General features: G+C 62.2%; 14 protein-coding genes. 11 read left to right on the forward strand and 3 right to left on the reverse strand.

Features of this window, described 5'->3' with window-relative positions:
• Window positions 1-973 precede the first annotated feature (973 nt).
• From gcvH to APH25_RS12855, 5 genes are all read left to right on the forward strand, one after another.
• Entirely contained in the window at window positions 974-1,357 is a 384-nt protein-coding gene (gcvH, locus tag APH25_RS12835) for a glycine cleavage system protein GcvH (RefSeq protein ID WP_060482202.1), read from the forward strand.
• A 10-nt stretch (window positions 1,358-1,367) separates the two neighbouring features.
• Window positions 1,368-4,223 (forward strand): aminomethyl-transferring glycine dehydrogenase, encoded by a 2,856-nt coding sequence (gene gcvP, locus APH25_RS12840; RefSeq protein ID WP_060482203.1) that lies wholly within the window; start codon window positions 1,368-1,370, stop codon window positions 4,221-4,223.
• Between the two features lie 64 nt (window positions 4,224-4,287).
• Window positions 4,288-5,409 carry a glycine cleavage system aminomethyltransferase GcvT gene (gcvT, locus tag APH25_RS12845; RefSeq protein ID WP_371262506.1) on the forward strand — a complete coding sequence of 374 codons (1,122 nt, stop codon included), beginning with the start codon at window positions 4,288-4,290 and terminating at the stop codon, window positions 5,407-5,409.
• A 358-nt stretch (window positions 5,410-5,767) separates the two neighbouring features.
• Window positions 5,768-5,980, forward strand: a complete 213-nt coding sequence (locus APH25_RS12850) for a cold-shock protein (RefSeq protein ID WP_028631500.1) — start codon at window positions 5,768-5,770, stop codon at window positions 5,978-5,980.
• A gap of 90 nt (window positions 5,981-6,070) precedes the next feature.
• Window positions 6,071-6,556, forward strand: a complete 486-nt coding sequence (locus APH25_RS12855; RefSeq protein WP_028631501.1) for an RDD family protein — start codon at window positions 6,071-6,073, stop codon at window positions 6,554-6,556.
• 83 nt (window positions 6,557-6,639) lie between these two features.
• Here APH25_RS12855 and lptG read toward each other — a convergent pair whose 3' ends face one another.
• Both lptG and lptF read right to left on the reverse strand, forming a co-directional pair.
• Window positions 6,640-7,701 carry an LPS export ABC transporter permease LptG gene (gene lptG / locus APH25_RS12860; RefSeq protein WP_060482204.1) on the reverse strand — a complete coding sequence of 354 codons (1,062 nt, stop codon included), beginning with the start codon at window positions 7,699-7,701 and terminating at the stop codon, window positions 6,640-6,642.
• Window positions 7,694-8,809: an LPS export ABC transporter permease LptF gene (gene lptF / locus APH25_RS12865; RefSeq protein ID WP_028631503.1), complete on the reverse strand. Its 1,116-nt coding sequence runs from the start codon at window positions 8,807-8,809 to the stop codon at window positions 7,694-7,696. Before lptF ends, lptG begins: the two co-directional genes overlap by 8 nt.
• 300 nt (window positions 8,810-9,109) lie before the next feature.
• On the opposite strand from lptF, the gene APH25_RS12875 reads away from it, so the two are divergent.
• The 5 genes from APH25_RS12875 to rlmF all read left to right on the forward strand — a co-directional run bounded on the left by APH25_RS12875 (window position 9,110) and on the right by rlmF (window position 15,577).
• Window positions 9,110-10,603, forward strand: a complete 1,494-nt coding sequence (locus APH25_RS12875) for a leucyl aminopeptidase (protein WP_060482205.1) — start codon at window positions 9,110-9,112, stop codon at window positions 10,601-10,603.
• A 48-nt stretch (window positions 10,604-10,651) separates the two neighbouring features.
• Window positions 10,652-11,080 carry a DNA polymerase III subunit chi gene (locus APH25_RS12880; RefSeq protein ID WP_060482206.1) on the forward strand — a complete coding sequence of 143 codons (429 nt, stop codon included), beginning with the start codon at window positions 10,652-10,654 and terminating at the stop codon, window positions 11,078-11,080.
• Between the two features lie 5 nt (window positions 11,081-11,085).
• On the forward strand, window positions 11,086-11,451 hold the full coding sequence (locus tag APH25_RS12885; protein ID WP_060482207.1) for a hypothetical protein: 366 nt from the start codon (window positions 11,086-11,088) through the stop codon (window positions 11,449-11,451).
• Between the two features lie 196 nt (window positions 11,452-11,647).
• Window positions 11,648-14,494 carry a valine--tRNA ligase gene (locus tag APH25_RS12890; protein WP_060482208.1) on the forward strand — a complete coding sequence of 949 codons (2,847 nt, stop codon included), beginning with the start codon at window positions 11,648-11,650 and terminating at the stop codon, window positions 14,492-14,494.
• Window positions 14,495-14,626: 132 nt separating this feature from the next.
• Entirely contained in the window at window positions 14,627-15,577 is a 951-nt protein-coding gene (gene rlmF, locus APH25_RS12895) for a 23S rRNA (adenine(1618)-N(6))-methyltransferase RlmF (protein ID WP_060482209.1), read from the forward strand.
• Window positions 15,578-15,627: 50 nt separating this feature from the next.
• Here rlmF and APH25_RS12900 read toward each other — a convergent pair whose 3' ends face one another.
• Complete coding sequence (locus APH25_RS12900; protein WP_028631509.1) at window positions 15,628-15,909, reverse strand: HU family DNA-binding protein; 282 nt, start codon at window positions 15,907-15,909, stop codon at window positions 15,628-15,630.
• Between the two features lie 372 nt (window positions 15,910-16,281).
• On the opposite strand from APH25_RS12900, the gene yejK reads away from it, so the two are divergent.
• Window positions 16,282-17,289 carry a nucleoid-associated protein YejK gene (yejK, locus tag APH25_RS12905; RefSeq protein WP_028631510.1) on the forward strand — a complete coding sequence of 336 codons (1,008 nt, stop codon included), beginning with the start codon at window positions 16,282-16,284 and terminating at the stop codon, window positions 17,287-17,289.
• Window positions 17,290-17,291: the final 2 nt, after the last annotated feature.

Genomic DNA, 17,291 nt, shown 5'->3' on the forward strand with positions numbered 1-17,291 from the left:
CGTTTTCACGGTTGGGTAGAGCCACGTTCACTGCCTCGCTCGCTTGGCCATCACGGCCCTCACGTTTACTTCAAATGCCTTAAAGGCCGTGGAAAATATCTGACATCGTTGCATTTCAATGATGAGGTGCTGAATACGGTTAGGACCGCAGGAGCAGCCGAGGCAATCTCCCAGACAACGGCATTCGCACGCGGGGCGAGAATAGGTTTTGCGTTTTCTATCTGCAACGAAAACCGAGGCAGGCCTTGATCTTTGGGAAATGGATGACGAATGACTGACTGCGATGGCTGCCCCAATTATTCCATTGGTGAGGCGTTCCTCAGTGACCTGGTAGCTCCTCGAGCGGGTAAGGGCGGGGCCTATCGGGAGATTAGGTGTCTTTGAAGCCTGACAAGCGCTGTTCTGCGCTCCACCGTTTGAGCATAGGCCATGGCTAAAAACGCTTTCTCAGTGTAATCAGAAACTATTTTAGACATCTTGGCTATCGCCGCCTATATGAGAGAGGGCTTTGCTTCCTTGCTAACTTGACCCATGAAGATAGGTACTCTCAGCAGCCATGCAAACTAAGAGCCACAAACGCAGGTGATCCCATACAAGCTCGAGAAGTATTACGAGAGTCGAATATAGGAGATTTTCGAATTGCTTCTAAGTCGATTCCTAATAGGAAGAATTGAAGGAAACATCAACACTCAATAAGAAGCAGCATTAGGCCGTATCGAATTCGTAACGACGTCACGAAAACGAAACAGTGCTCACAAAGCGCCCACCTCCAACGGCCTGAAGGGAAAAGACTTTTTAGACCGAATCTATGCGTAACGAATTCGATACACGCTACCCCTACCGAGATCCTTATGACGCGCTCTACCCTTTGGTTTAACGGGGGCATTCCTCAGTTGGCCACATTATTGCTAGCAATCTTCCACCTAGAGCGCGAGCCCAATCGCGCCACCGTCCCGGTTCACGAGGAGCCCCCATGAGCGAGTTGCGTTTCACCGAAGATCACGAATGGCTGCGCGTCGAAGCCGATGGCACTGTCACTGTGGGCATTACGGCCTATGCTCAGCATGCCCTCGGCGATGTGGTCTACGTGCAACTGCCCGAACTTCAGCACTACGAGAAGGGTGCCGAAGCGTCCACCGTGGAATCGGTGAAAGCGGCCAGCGGGGTGTACATGCCCTTGGCCGGCGAGGTGGTCGCGGTCAATGACGCCCTCAACGACAGCCCTGAGCGGGTCAACGAAGCGCCCATGGGTGATGGCTGGTTCTTCCGCTTCAAGCCAGCCGACATGAGCGAGGTCACCGCCCTGCTCGACCAGCAGGCCTATGACCGCCTGCTCAACGCCAACGACGACGCCTGAGGAAACCGCCATGACCTTCAACCTCGGCACTGCCAACGAATTCATCGCACGCCACATCGGCCCGCGCACCGAAGACGAGCAGGCCATGCTCGCCACCCTGGGTTTCGACTCGCTGCAGGCCATGACAGACGCCGTCATCCCTGCGTCCATCAAAGGCACCAGCGTGCTGGGTGAGCACCAGGGCCAGAGCGAAGCTGATGCGCTGGCAGCGCTCAAAGCCATCGCCAGCAAGAACCAGCTGTTCAAAAGCTATATTGGCCAGGGTTACTACAACACCCACACCCCTGCGCCCATTCTGCGCAACCTGCTGGAGAACCCGGCCTGGTACACGGCCTACACGCCTTACCAGCCAGAAATTTCCCAAGGGCGCCTGGAAGCACTGCTCAACTTCCAGACGCTGGTCTGCGACCTGACCGGCCTGCCGATTGCCAACGCGTCCTTGCTGGACGAGGCCACCGCAGCCGCCGAAGCCATGACCTTCTGCAAGCGCCTGTCGAAGAACAAGGCCAGCCACAGCTTCTTTGCATCGGTCCACTGCCACCCGCAAACCCTCGATGTACTGCGCACCCGTGCAGAACCCCTGGGTATCAGCATCGAGGTGGGGGATGAACGTGAGCTGGGCGATGTCAGTGCGTATTTCGGCGCGCTGCTGCAATACCCGGCCAGCACCGGCGAAGTGCTGGACTACCGCGAAGTGGTGCAGCGGTTCCATGATGCCAACGCGCTGGTGGCCGTATCAGCCGACCTGCTGGCGCTTACCCTGCTGACCCCGCCTGGCGAATTCGAGGCCGACGTGGCCATCGGCAGCGCCCAACGGTTCGGGGTGCCGCTTGGCTTCGGTGGGCCACACGCGGCCTACTTCGCCACCCGTGACGCGTTCAAGCGCGACATGCCGGGCCGGCTGGTAGGCGTGTCCATCGACCGCTTCGGCAAAACGGCCCTGCGCCTGGCCATGCAGACCCGCGAGCAGCACATTCGCCGTGAGAAAGCCACCAGCAACATCTGCACGGCGCAAGTACTGCTGGCCAACATCGCCAGTATGTTTGCCGTGTACCACGGCCCCCTGGGCCTCAAGCGCATCGCCGAACGCATTCATGGGCTGACCTCGGTGCTGGCCGCAGGCCTGCGTGCGCTGGGTATCGAGCCGGTGGGCAGCAGCGCGTTCGACACCCTCACCCTGGCCATCGGCGGCAATACTGCCAGCCTGCACGAAATGGCTCGCGCCCAGGGCATCAACCTGCGCCAGGTGGATGCCGGGCATGTGGGCATTTCGCTGGACGAAACCAGCACCCAGGCCGATGTGCAAAGCCTGTGGCAACTGTTGGGCGGCGACCAGCCTCAGCCCGACTTCGACGCACTGGCCGCCACCAGCACGACGCTGCTGCCAGAGGTGCTGCTGCGCAGTTCGGCTTACCTGGAACACCCGGTGTTCAACCGCTACCACAGCGAAACCGAACTGATGCGCTACCTGCGCCGGCTGGCCGACAAGGACCTGGCGCTGGACCGCAGTATGATCCCGCTGGGTTCATGCACCATGAAACTCAACGCTGCCAGCGAAATGATCCCGGTGACCTGGGCCGAATTCGGCAACCTGCACCCCTTCGCCCCGGCCGAGCAAAGCCAGGGTTACCTGCAGATGACCAACGAGCTGGAAGCGATGCTGTGCGCGGCCACCGGCTACGATGCCGTGTCGCTGCAGCCCAATGCGGGCTCACAGGGCGAGTATGCCGGCCTGCTGGCGATCCGCGCCTACCACCGCAGCCGCAACGAAGGGCATCGCGATATCTGCCTGATCCCATCGTCGGCGCACGGTACCAACCCGGCCACGGCCCACATGGCTGGCATGCAGGTGGTGGTCACCGCCTGTGACGCGCGCGGCAATGTCGATGTGGCCGACCTGCGGGCCAAGGCGCTGGAGCACCGCGACCGCCTCGCCGCGCTGATGATCACCTACCCGTCCACCCATGGCGTGTTCGAAGAGGCAATCGGCGAGATCTGCTCGATCATCCACAGCAATGGTGGCCAGGTGTATATCGACGGCGCCAACATGAACGCCATGGTCGGCCTGTGCGCACCGGGCAAGTTCGGCGGCGACGTGTCCCACCTCAACCTGCACAAAACGTTCTGCATACCCCATGGCGGGGGCGGCCCGGGTGTTGGCCCGATTGGCGTCAAGTCGCACCTGGCGCCGTTCCTGCCGGGCCATGCTGCGCTGGCCAACCCAACAGGGGCCGTGTGTGCGGCACCGTTCGGCAGTGCCAGCATCCTGCCCATCACCTGGATGTACATCCGCATGATGGGGGGCGCAGGCCTCAAGCGCGCCTCGCAGATGGCGATCCTCAACGCCAACTACATCGCCCGCCGCCTGGAAGAGCACTACCCGGTGCTGTACACCGGCAGCAACGGCCTGGTTGCCCACGAATGCATCCTCGACCTGCGCCCGCTCAAGGACAGCAGCGGCATTAGCGTGGACGATGTAGCCAAGCGGCTGATCGACTTCGGCTTCCACGCCCCGACCATGTCCTTCCCGGTGGCTGGCACGCTGATGATCGAGCCGACCGAAAGCGAGTCCCGTGAAGAACTCGACCGTTTCTGCAACGCCATGATCCAGATCCGCGAAGAAATCCGCGCCGTCGAGAACGGCACCCTGGACAAGGAAGACAACCCGCTGAAAAACGCACCGCACACTGCCGCAGAGCTGGTGGGTGAGTGGGCCCATGGTTACTCCCGCGAACAGGCGGTGTATCCGCTGCCGAGCCTGATCGAGGGCAAGTACTGGCCACCGGTAAGCCGCGTCGACAACGTGTACGGCGACCGCAACCTGGTGTGCGCATGCCCACCTATCGAAAGCTACCAGGATGCATGAAGCCGTTGCCTGGCCTGGCCGTTGCCAGGTCAGCCAGCCCTCCCCGAGTCGCAAGGAGTCACTGATGTCCCAAGCACTGCTCAAGACCCCGCTGCATGCCCTGCACCTTGAACTGGGTGCGCGCATGGTACCGTTTGCCGGGTACGACATGCCCGTCCAGTACCCACTGGGGGTACTCAAGGAGCACTTGCACACCCGCGTACAGGCCGGCTTGTTCGATGTTTCACACATGGGGCAGATTCTGCTGCAAGGCAGCGATGCCGCCCGTGCCCTGGAAACCCTGGTACCGGTCGATATCCTCGACCTGCCGGTCGGCCTGCAGCGTTATGCCATGTTCACCAACGAACAAGGCGGTATTCTCGACGACCTGATGGTGGCCAACCTGGGCAATGACACCTTGCTGCTGGTGGTCAACGCTGCGTGCAAAGACCAGGACCTGGCCCACCTGCAAGCACACATCGGCGCATGCTGCAGCGTGCAACCTCTGTTCGAGCAGCGTGCCCTGCTGGCCCTGCAAGGCCCCGCTGCGGCGCAGGTGCTGCAGCGCCTGGCACCCGAAGTGGCCGGGATGACGTTCATGCAACTGCACGCGGTGCGGTTGCTGGGCGAAGACTGCTGGGTCAGCCGCTCCGGCTACACCGGGGAGGACGGCTACGAGATCTCGGTGCCGGCCAGTGCGGCCGAGGCCTTGGCGCGCAGGCTGCTGGCCGAACCCGAGGTACAGCCGATCGGCCTGGGGGCACGTGACTCCCTGCGGCTAGAGGCCGGCCTGTGCCTTTATGGCCACGACATGAACCCCGAAACCACGCCAGTAGAAGCCAGCCTGCTGTGGGCTGTGTCCAAGCCGCGCCGTGCGGACGGTGCCCGTGCCGGGGGCTTCCCAGGCGCTGAGGCCCTGTTCAGGCAGCAGCGCGAGGGCGTCGCCCGCAAGCGCGTAGGGCTATTACCGCAGGAACGCACCCCCGTGCGTGAGGGCGCCGATATCGTGGATGCCCATGACAACCCAATCGGCAAAGTGTGCAGCGGCGGTTTTGGGCCGACACTCGGTGCGCCCGTGGCAATGGGTTATATCGACAGTGAACACGCGGCAGTTGATACGTCGTTGTTTGCAGTTGTCCGCGGTAAGAAAGTGGGCCTGAAGGTGAGCAAAATGCCTTTTGTGACGCCACGTTACTACCGCGGTTGATGGGCATTGGGGCAGGTGACAAAACCCCGTTGTATAGACGTTTTCGAACCTGCCTAATAACTTTTTGAACAGGGCGCCAGGCCAGCCACCATGCCGTTTCCGACACATTGGTCGGTAACGGGCAAGGCGCCAATTTTAGCCCTTGCGCAGGGCTTGTTTTTCGTTCGAGAGTTGGCGTAGAGTCACCTCACTGTGTTTGCATGGGTCGCAACAGTTCGTGACCTGGGCCAGTAGCCGCATTATGCTACAACCCGTTCGACGTCTCTTACTTTCCTGCAACCCAGCCCGGTAATCTTTCGCGTACTCATAACGTGAAAGAAACTGTCATCAAAATTTAAGCGTCATAGGAAATAAGACAATGGCTGAGCGTCAGAACGGTACCGTCAAGTGGTTCAATGACGAAAAAGGTTACGGTTTCATCACCCCAGAAAGCGGTGCTGATCTGTTCGTGCACTTCCGCGCCATCGAAGGCAACGGCTTCAAGAGCCTGAAGGAAGGCCAGAAAGTCTCCTTCGAAGCTGTCCAAGGCCAAAAAGGCCTGCAGGCAGACAAGGTCCAGGTGCTCGGTTAATCCGCACCAGACCCATAGAAAAGCCCCTGCCAAGTGCAGGGGCTTTTTTTTGCCCGTAGAATAGGGCTCCGTTTTCTGGAGCTGTCCTGCATGTCCAAGCCTCTGCTGTTACCTCAGGGTGATTTTCCGCCGGTTGGCCTGGGCCGACGCCTGGCTGCAATGTTCTATGATTTTTTGCTGTGCACGGCACTGCTGATCGTCACTGCCGGCGCCTACAAGATGATCCAGATGGCGATCATCGGCGAAGCACGCATGCGCACGCTGACCGAGGCCGGTGCACTGGATGGCGACCCGTTACTGTCCACCGTGCTGGTGTTCGTGCTGTTTGGTTTCTTTGCCAAGTTCTGGACCCACGGCGGGCAGACACTGGGCATGCAGGTGTGGGGGATACGGGTACAGAACCCGGATGGTACAGCCATCAGCCTGTGGCAGGCGCTGCTGCGCTTCGTGGTGTCGATAGCCTCGTGGCTATGCCTGGGGTTGGGGTTCTTCTGGGCGCTGGTGGACACGCGCAAACGGGGCTGGCACGACATCTATTCCGAGAGCCAGTTGGTGCGGGTGCCGAAGCGGCGCTAGTGGTGTCAGGGGCTTGGGGCTGCTGGGCAGCCCATCGCGACCTGCGGTCGCTCCTACAAGGGGACCGCAGGTCGCCGGGGGTATTAGCCTGCTCTACGCAGTAACCACAACCCCGCCAAGGCGCAAATGGCGGCCGGCAACACCACGGCCAACAAGGGCGGGAAGCCGAACACCTGGCTGGATGGCCCCAGCAGGTCCTGGGCAATGCGGAACACGAAGCCCACCAATACGCCGGTGAACACGCGTTGGCCCAAGGTGACCGAACGCAGGGGCCCGAAGATGAAGGAAATGGCCATCAGTACCAGCGCTGCGGTCACAGCCGGTTGCAGCACCTTGGTCCAGAACGCCAGCCAGTAGCGCGCGTTGTTCAGGCCCTGGTCGGACAGGTAGTGGATGTAGTCCCACAGGCCGGTGATCGACAGCGACTCCGGTGCCACGACCACGGTATTGAGCAACTGCGGCGTAACCGACACATCCCACTTCTCTTCAGGGGCCTGCACTACCTCGGTATGGTCGCCGCGGAAGAACGTGGTACGCACATCGCTGAGTACCCACTGCTCGTTTTCATAACGGGCCCGGCGCGCGAAGCTGGAACTGATGATCTTGCGCTGGTCGTCGAAACGGTAGCGTGTCACCCCCAGCAGCAGGTTGTTCGGCTGCACCGAGTTGATGTGCACGAACTCCTCGCCCTGGCGGTGCCACATGCCACGCTTGGAGCTCTGTGCTTCACCGCCACCTTGCGCCAGTGAGCGATCGGCCTGGGCCGTATTCTCGGTGACCGGCGCTACGTATTCGCCAATCAGCAGGCCGACCAGCATCAGCACCAGCATGGGCTTCATCACGGCCCAGACGATGCGGCCGATGGAAACCCCCGCCGCACGCATGATGGTCAGCTCGCTGCTGCTGGCCAGGGTACCCAGGCCAATCAGGCAGCCGATGAGCGCCGCCATCGGCAGCATGTCGTACACCCGGCGCGGGGCGGTAAGCAGCACATACTTGCCTGCATCCATCACCGTGTAGGTATCGCTCAGGTCACCCATCTCGTCGATGAAGGCAAACAGGGACGCCAAACCGAGGATGATCCCCAGTACGGCCAGAATGGCCATGAGCACGCTCTGGCCGATGTAGCGGTCGAGCTTAGCCACGGGTCACCTCCGCACGGCGGGCAGCACGCTTGAGGCGCAGGGGCTCCCAGTACATGATCCCCAGCCCGATCAGCAGGAACAGGCCGTGGACCCACCACATGCCCAGGCCAATGGGCAGCTTGCCTTTCTCGAGGGCACCGCGAACGGAAATCAGCATTGTCAGGTAAGCCATGTACAGAAGAATTGCCGGCAGCAGCTTGAGGAAGCGCCCCTGCCGAGGGTTGGCGCGGGACAGCGGCACCGCCAGCAGGGTCACGATGAAGACCAGGATGGGCAGCGACAGCCGCCACTGCAGCTCGGCGCGCTCGCGCAGGTCCGTCGAGCCGAACAGCTCGGTGGTGGGGATGGCTTCGCGCTCGGTGACCTCTTCGCTCACCTCCGGCTTGGGCAGCAGCACACCGTAGGTGTCGTACTTGATGGCGCGGTAATCGGCCTGGCCCGGGTTGCCGTCGTAGCGGTAGCCGTTTTCCAGCACCAAGTAGCGGTTGCCGTCGGCCTGGATTTCCTGGTGACCACGCTCGGCCACCAGCACCGAGGGGGCGCGGTCCTTGGTCTTGTCCTGGTTGAAGCGTTTTTCCGAAATGAACACCCCGGCCAGGTTCACCCGGTCATCCGACAGCTGTTCGGTGTAGGTCACCCGGGAACCGTCGCGCAGGGTCTGGAAGCGGCCCGGCACCAAGGTGTCGAACTCGGTCAGGGCGTCCTGCTGGCTGATGATCTTCTGCACCTGGGCAACGCCCAGCGGCGCGAGGCTCAGGCTCAGCCAGGCAACCAGCAGTGCCACCAGCGCGGCGGGTGCCATGGTCATGCCCAGCAAACGCTGCTGGCTCATGCCCGTGGCCGATAGCACGGTCATTTCGCTTTCCAGGTACAGCCGGCCGTAGGCAAGCAGGATGCCCAGGAACAGCCCCAGCGGCAGGATGAGTTGCAGGAACCCTGGCAGGCGGAAGCCCATGATCAGGAACAGCACGCCCGGGTCGAGCACGCCCTGGGCAGCCTGGGCCAGGTACTTGATGAAGCGGCCGCTCATGATGATCACCAGCAGCACTGCGCTGACGGCGCTCAAGGTCACCAGGACCTCGCGGGACAGATAACGAAAGACGATCAAACCAGACACTCCTGGGCTGTCAGCACGGACTGCCATTGAATGGCACCAGACGATGACTTAGTACATCCAAGGCCAATGCGGGTTCGCCACAAGCGAACCTTCATATAAAGTGCGCGCATTATCCTGTGATTGATCGCCCCTGTCACTTGGTGCGCATCAAGCCGCACAACGGGGTTGTCAGCACGCTTGCCGCAGGCTCAAACTGGCAGCTTTTCCGCTGGCGCGCCATGGCGCGGCCAGCCCCGTCCAGAGCGCCGGCACACACGGCGCCACACGTATCGATCATTCGGGGACCCTGACATGGAACTGGTTGTAAAAAGCGTAGCCGCTGCATCCGTAAAAACTGCAACGCTGGTGATCGCAGTTGGTGAAAAACGTACGCTGGGCGCCGTGGCCAAGGGCGTAGACCAGGCCTGCGAAGGCGCCATCAGCGCCGTGCTCAAGCGTGGCGACCTGCTCGGCAAGCCGGGCCAGACCCTGCTGCTGCACAATGTGCCGGGCCTCAAGGCCGAACGTGTGCTGCTGGTTGGCTGCGGCAAGGATGAAGCCCTGGGCGACCGCGCCTGGCGCAAGCTGGTGGCAAGCGTTGCCGGCGTACTCAAGGGCCTGAATGGCGCCGATGCCGTGCTGGCCCTGGATGATATCGCAGTCAGCAACCGCGACGCCCACTACGGCAAATACCGCCTGCTGGCCGAAACCCTGCTGGACGGCGAATACGTATTCGATCGTTTCAAAAGCCAGAAAGCCGAGCCCCGCGCCCTGAAAAAAGTCACCCTGCTGGCCGACAAGGCAGGCCAGGCCGAGGTCGAGCGCGCCGTGCAACACGCCAGTGCCATCGCCACCGGCATGGCCTTCACCCGCGACCTGGGCAACCTGCCGCCAAACCTGTGCCACCCAAGCTTCCTGGCCGAACAGGCCAAGGACCTGGGCAAAGCCCACAAGGGCCTTAAGGTCGAAGTGCTGGACGAGAAAAAAATCAAGGACCTGGGCATGGGTGCGTTCTATGCCGTGGGCCAGGGCAGCGACCAGCCGCCACGCCTGATCGTGCTGAACTACCAGGGCGGCAAGAAGGCCGAGAAGCCGTTCGTGCTGGTGGGCAAGGGCATCACCTTCGACACCGGCGGCATCAGCCTCAAGCCAGGTGCCGGCATGGACGAAATGAAATACGACATGTGCGGCGCGGCCAGTGTGCTGGGCACGCTGCGCGCCGTGCTGGAACTGCAACTGCCGATCAACCTGGTGTGCCTGCTGGCCTGCGCCGAGAACATGCCCAGCGGCGGCGCAACCCGCCCGGGCGACATCGTCACCACCATGAGCGGGCAGACGGTTGAAATCCTCAACACCGATGCCGAAGGCCGCCTGGTGCTGTGCGACACCCTGACCTACGCCGAGCGCTTCAAGCCCCAGGCCGTGATCGACATCGCCACCCTCACCGGCGCCTGCATCGTTGCCCTGGGCAGCCACACCACCGGCCTGATGGGCAATGACGACGCGCTGGTGGGCCAGTTGCTCGATGCCGGCAAGCGTGCCGACGACCGCGCCTGGCAATTGCCGTTGTTCGACGAGTACCAGGAGCAGCTGGACAGCCCGTTCGCCGACATGGGCAACATCGGCGGGCCCAAGGCCGGCACCATCACGGCTGGCTGCTTCCTGTCGCGCTTTGCCAAGGCCTACCAGTGGGCGCACATGGACATCGCGGGCACCGCCTGGGTCAGCGGCGGCAAGGACAAGGGCGCCACTGGCCGCCCGGTGCCCCTGCTCACCCAGTACCTGCTGGACCGCGCCGGCGCCTGACGCCCTGAGCCGGTGGCGCGCGGTGCGCCACCGGCCGGCGATATTCCCATGAGCAAAGTCGATTTCTATATCCTGCCCACCGACGCCCTGTCGGCGCGCCTGGATTTCGCCTGCAAGCTGTGCGACAAGGCCTGGCGCCTGGGCCACCGTGTGTACCTGCACTGCCAGGATGAGGCCCAGCGCATGGCACTGGACCAACGGCTGTGGGCGTTCAGGGGTGAAGCCTTCGTGCCCCACGACATGGCCGAGGCCCAACCCGATGCCAGCGTGGCGCTGGGTCTGGGCGAAGACGCAGGCGCGCACTGCGACCTGCTGATCAACCTGGGTGCGGCGGTGCCAGGCTTCGTCGGGCAGTTCGAGCGGGTGGCGGAAATCGTCGTGGAAGAGCCCGGCATCCGCCAATCAGCCCGTGAGCGATTCCGTTTCTACCGTGAACAGGGCTATGCTCTGCAAGACCACCGCTTACAGCGATTTTGACGACGATGGACAAGCACTCCCCCCTGCCAGATTCCAACCATCTGCTCGATGACCTCGAGTCGATCCGCCAGCTGCTCGGTGATGCCGACCTGCAGCCACCGCTGCTCACCGACACTGTGGAGCAGATGCCGTTGCACCTCGACGAGCCGGCCGGCAACGCTGCCTCCGCGGTTGACGGGCAACCCGCCGCAGCCGATGACAACCCGCAAGCGCGCCGCCAGGACACCCTGTTGCACCTGGAAAGCGAACTGCGCGCTGCCGCACAGATGATCATGCAAGATGTGATCAACGACTTCACCCCGCACATCGAGAACGAGATCAAGCGCCGGCTGGACGCGCGCATCGAGCGGTTGATCAAGCGTTCGGAGTAACTCCAGTATTCGGCGGCGCCTGCTTCGCGGGTGAACCCGCTCCTACAGAGCATCAAGGTGATGCGGGCCGGTGGGCGCAGGTTTACCCGCGCAGGCTGCCCCTGCCCCGCCAGATAGCAGCAGCCTGTCGCCTGCGGCCACCAGCTTGGTTATACTTCTCGGCTTTCCCGAATTAATGCACAGGGTCCCGCCGCGCATGGATAAGACCTACCAGCCGCACGCCATCGAAACTTCCTGGTACAACACCTGGGAGGCCGAGAACTATTTCGCCCCACAAGGTGCAGGCGAGTCCTACACCATCATGATTCCGCCGCCGAACGTGACCGGCAGCCTGCACATGGGCCACGGCTTCAACAACGCGATCATGGATGCCCTGATCCGTTTCCGTCGCATGCAGGGCCGCGACACCCTGTGGCAACCTGGCACCGACCACGCCGGTATCGCCACGCAGATGCTGGTAGAGCGCCAGCTCGAAGCGAAAGGCCAGAACCGTCATGACCTGGGCCGCGAACAGTTCTTGGAAAAGGTCTGGGAGTGGAAGGACCAGTCCGGTGGCAACATCAGCCGGCAGATCCGCCGCCTGGGCTCGTCGGTGGACTGGAGCCGCGAGCGCTTCACCATGGACGACGGCCTGTCCGACGCTGTCAAGGAAGCCTTCGTGCGCTTGCACGAAGACGGCCTGATCTACCGCGGCAAGCGCCTGGTGAACTGGGATACCAAGCTGCACACGGCCATCTCCGACCTTGAAGTGGAAAACCACGACGAGAAGGGCCACCTATGGAACCTGCGTTATCCGCTGGCCGACGGCGCCACCACGGCCGAAGGCCTGGGCTACCTGGTGGTCGCAACCACCCGCCCGGAAACCCTGCTGGGCGATGCGGCCGTTGCGGTGAACCCGGCTGACGAACGCTACCAGGCGCTGATCGGTAAATTCGTCGAACTGCCCCTGGTCGGCCGCCGCATTCCGATCATCGCCGATGACTACTGCGACCCGGCGTTCGGCACTGGCTGCGTGAAGATCACCCCGGCTCACGATTTCAACGACTACGAAGTGGGCAAGCGCCACAACCTGCCGCTGCTGAATATCTTCGACAAGAACGCCATGGTGCTGGGTGCCGCGCAGGCGTTCAACCTCGATGGCAGCGTCAACGAGCAGGTCGACACTGGCCTGCCAGCCCAGTACGCCGGCCTGGACCGCTTCGTCGCCCGCAAGCAGATCGTCGCCGACCTGGATGCCCAGGGCCTGCTGGTCAGCATCGATGACCACGCGCTGAAAGTGCCCAAGGGTGACCGCTCGGGCACCGTGATCGAGCCGTGGCTGACCGACCAGTGGTATGTCTCTACCAAGCCGCTGGCAGAACCTGCGATCGCCGCCGTGGAAGACGGCCGCATTCAGTTCGTGCCCAAGCAATACGAGAACATGTATTTCTCCTGGATGCGCGACATCCAGGACTGGTGCATCAGCCGCCAGCTGTGGTGGGGCCACCGCATCCCGGCCTGGTACGACGAAGCCGGCCAGGTGTATGTGGGCCGCAACGAGCAGGAAGTCCGCGCCAAGCACAACCTGGGCGCCGAGGTGAACCTGCGCCAGGACGACGACGTGCTCGACACCTGGTTCAGTTCGGGCCTGTGGACCTTTTCCACCCTGGGCTGGCCGGAGCAAACCGAATTCCTCAAGAAATTCCACTCCACCGATGTGCTGGTCACCGGGTTCGACATCATCTTCTTCTGGGTGGCGCGCATGATCATGCTGACCATGCACCTGGTGAAGAACGAGGACGGCACCCCGCAGGTACCGTTCAAGACCGTGTATGTGCATGGCCTGGTGCGTGATGGCCAGGGCCAGAAGATGTCCAAGTCCAAGGGTAACGTGCTGGACCCTCTGGACATCGTCGACGGTATCACCCTCGACGCCCTGCTGGAAAAACGCACCAGCGGCATGATGCAGCCCAAGCTGGCCGAGAAGATCGCCAAGCAGACCAAGGCCGAGTTCCCCGAAGGTATCGCCAGCTACGGCACCGACGCCCTGCGTTTCACCTTCTGCTCGCTGGCCTCCACAGGCCGTGACATCAAGTTCGACATGGGCCGCGTCGAAGGCTACCGCAACTTCTGCAACAAGATCTGGAACGCGGCCCGCTACGTGCTGGACAAGGGTGAAGACTGTGGCCAGAACGGCGAAGCCTACGAGCTGTCGCTGGCTGACCGCTGGATTATCTCGCAGTTGCAGCGCACCGAAGCCGAGGTGACTCGCCAGCTGGAGCAGTTCCGCTTCGACCTGGCCAGCCAGGCGCTGTACGAGTTCATCTGGAACCAGTACTGCGACTGGTACCTTGAGCTGTCCAAGCCTGTGCTGTGGGACGAAAACGCCCCGGTCGAGCGCGCCCGTGGTACCCGTCGCACCCTGGTGCGCGTACTGGAAGTGGCACTGCGCCTGGCGCACCCGTTCATGCCGTTCATTACCGAAGAAATCTGGCAGCGCATTGCGCCGCTGGCCGGCATCGAAGGCAAGACCATCATGCTGCAGCCATGGCCGGTAGCCGTTGAGGCCCGCATCGATGCCGCGGCCGAAGGCGATATCGAATGGCTCAAGGAACTGATGGTAGGCCTGCGCAACATCCGCGCCGAAATGAACATCGGCCCAGGCAAGCCGCTGCCGCTGTTCCTGAAGAACGCCAACGCCGACGACCAGCGCCGCCTGCAGGAAAACGAAGCGCTGCTGAAGAAGCTGGCCAAGGTCGAGTCGTTCACCGTGCTGGGTGATGCTGACGAAGCACCTTTGTCGGCCACTGCCCTGGTGGGCGACCTGCAGGTACTGGTACCCATGGCCGGGCTGATCGACAAGGATGCCGAGCTGGCACGCCTGAACAAGGAAATCCAGCGCCTGCAAGGCGAAGTGGCGCGCGTGGGTGGCAAGCTGTCCAACGCTGCCTTCGTCGACAAGGCACCGCCTGCGGTGATCGAGAAAGAGCGTGCGAAGCTGGCGGAGTCCGAACAGGCGCTGGCCAACTTTACCGAGCAGCACGCGCGGATTGCAGCGCTGTAACCTGACATTGCGGATGTGACCGGCGGGGGCCATGCCCTCGTTCGCGGCCAAGGCCGCTTCCAAGGGGACGAACATCCCAGTGGAAGCGGCCTTGGCCGCGAATGGGCCGGCACCGTATCACCGGACCCAACCATGACTGAAAAGCCCACCCTGCACCCGCGTAACCGCCACCAGGGCCGTTATGACTTCCCCAGCCTGATCAAGGCACACCCCGACCTGGCCCGCTTCACCATCACCAACCCCTACGGCAAACCCAGCATCGACTTCGCCAACCCCGAAGCCGTGCGGGTGTTCAACCGCGCCCTGCTCAAGGCGCAGTACGGCATCCAGCATTGGGACATTCCCGCGGACTACCTGTGCCCGCCTATCCCGGGCCGCGCCGACTACCTGCACGTGGCCGCCGACCTGCTAGCGGAGGACAATGGCGGCGAAATCCCCAGAGGGGCCCAGGTACGCGTTCTGGATGTGGGGGTGGGGGCAAACTGTATCTACCCGTTGCTGGGCCACAGCGACTATCGCTGGCGCTTTCTGGGCTCGGACATCGACCCCGTCGCGCTGGCCTCGGCCAAGGCCATCGTGCAGGCCAACGGCCTGAGCAAGGCCATAGCCCTGCGCCAGCAGGCAAACGCTGCGCATATCCTCACCGGGCTGCTGCAAGCGGACGAGCGCCTGGCATTGACACTGTGCAACCCGCCCTTCCATGCCTCACGCGAGGAAGCCACCCGGGGTAGCCAGCGCAAATGGAAGAACCTCGGCAAGCAGGACCCTAAACGCAAGTTGCCTGTGCTGAACTTTGGTGGCCAGAACAACGAGCTGTGGTGCGAGGGGGGTGAAATCCGCTTCGTCACCCAACTGGTTGGCGAAAGCGTGCAATACGCCCAGCAAGTGCTGTGGTTCACCAGCCTGGTGTCCAAGGCCAGCAACCTGCCCGGCATCGAGGCCGCGCTGAAAAAAGCCGGGGCGAAGGCGGTACGCATCAGCGAAATGGGCCAGGGGCAAAAGCAGAGCCGCATGGTGGCCTGGAGCTTCCATGCGCAAGCGGCGCGCCAGGCCTGGTACGCCCGACCAGAATCGAATGCATGAAAAAACCGCGCCCGGGCAAGCCGGGCGCGGTTTCGTCAAACCAACAAGAATTACTTGTTGATAGCGTCGGTCAGCACTTTGGCTGGCACGAACTTGACGACTTTCTTGGCAGCGATTTCGATGGCAGCGCCAGTCGAAGGGTTGCGGCCGGTACGGGCAGGACGCTCGGAGACTTTCAGCTTGCCGATGCCTGGCAGGGTGATTTCAGCGCCGTTTTCCAGCTGGTCGGCAACGATCTGGCCCAGTTGCTCCAGAGCGTTCTTGGCGGTGGCTTTCGGTGCAGAGATCGATTCGGCGATATCGGCAATCAGTTGGTCTTTGGTCAATGCCATGGTGGTGTTCCTTCCCTATCAAATTCGATGGTTTTGCAGCGAACGACGACGTTATCGGGCCAGCCCCGTCAACTTGGCGGGCCGCGCCAATTGGGTATGTAGATACACAAATCGGCGTTTGGTTCGACGTGGCGAGCGTGCACTGCCAGCAATGCGCCACAGCAGGGGCGCAAGACCGCGCAAAGCTATCACACGAATGAACAAATATCCGCTGCGCACCCCGATTTAATGCGGGTTTTTCGGGGGTTTTTCGCCTTAAAGCCACAAAGTTGCTTAAAAAACGAGCAACTGGCATTTGCGCCAACTTCTGGCCACTGCATCGCCCTGCGTCTGAGGTAAACTTCAGGCCTTTTGCAGCCCGTTGAGAATCCCATGCCAATCCGCCATTGCATCGTTCACCTGATCGACAAAAAGCCCGATGGCAGCCCCGCTGTGCTGCACGCCCGCGACACTGAACTGGCCGCCTCCGACGCCATCGAAAACCTGCTGGCCGACCTGAATGACAGCTACAACGCCAAACAAGGCAAGGCCTGGGGCTTTTTCCACGGCGAGTCCGGGGCCTACCCCCTGAGCGGCTGGCTTAAACAGTACCTGGATGCAGACAAGGATTTCACCGCGTTCAGCCGCATGGCCGTCGAACACCTGCAAAAGCTGATGGAAGAGTCCAACCTCTCTACGGGCGGGCACATCCTCTTCGCCCACTACCAGCAGGGCATGACCGAGTACCTGGCCATCGCCCTGCTGCACCACAGCGAAGGCGTGGCCGTGAACGCCGAACTCGACGTCACGCCATCACGGCACCTGGACCTGGGCCAATTGCACCTGGCAGCACGCATCAACCTGTCGGAATGGAAGAACAACCAGAACTCCAAGCAGTACATCTCGTTCATCAAGGGCAAGAACGGCAAGAAGGTATCGGACTACTTCCGTGACTTCATCGGCTGCCAGGAAGGGGTCGACGGCCCGGGCGAAACCCGCACGCTACTCAAGGCCTTCAGCGATTTCGTGGAAAGCGAGGACCTGCCTGAAGCGTCCGCCCGGGAAAAAACCCAGACACTGGTGGAGTACGCCACGACCCAGACCAAACTGGGCGAACCGGTCACCCTGGAAGAATTGTCCAGCCTGATCGACGAAGAGCGCCCCAAGGCGTTCTACGACCATATCCGCAACAAGGACTACGGCCTGTCGCCGGAAATACCTGCCGATAAACGCACCCTCAACCAGTTCCGCCGCTTCACCGGGCGCGCCGAGGGGTTGTCGATCAGCTTCGAGGCCCATCTGCTGGGTGACAAGGTGGAGTATGACGAAGCCGCAGGGACGCTGATCATCAAAGGCTTGCCGACCACCCTGGTCGACCAGCTCAAGCGGCGCAAGGACTAAGG

It is taken from the genome of Pseudomonas sp. NBRC 111119 (assembly GCF_001320125.1).
In the GTDB taxonomy this organism is placed as follows: Bacteria; Pseudomonadota; Gammaproteobacteria; order Pseudomonadales; family Pseudomonadaceae; genus Aquipseudomonas; species Aquipseudomonas parafulva.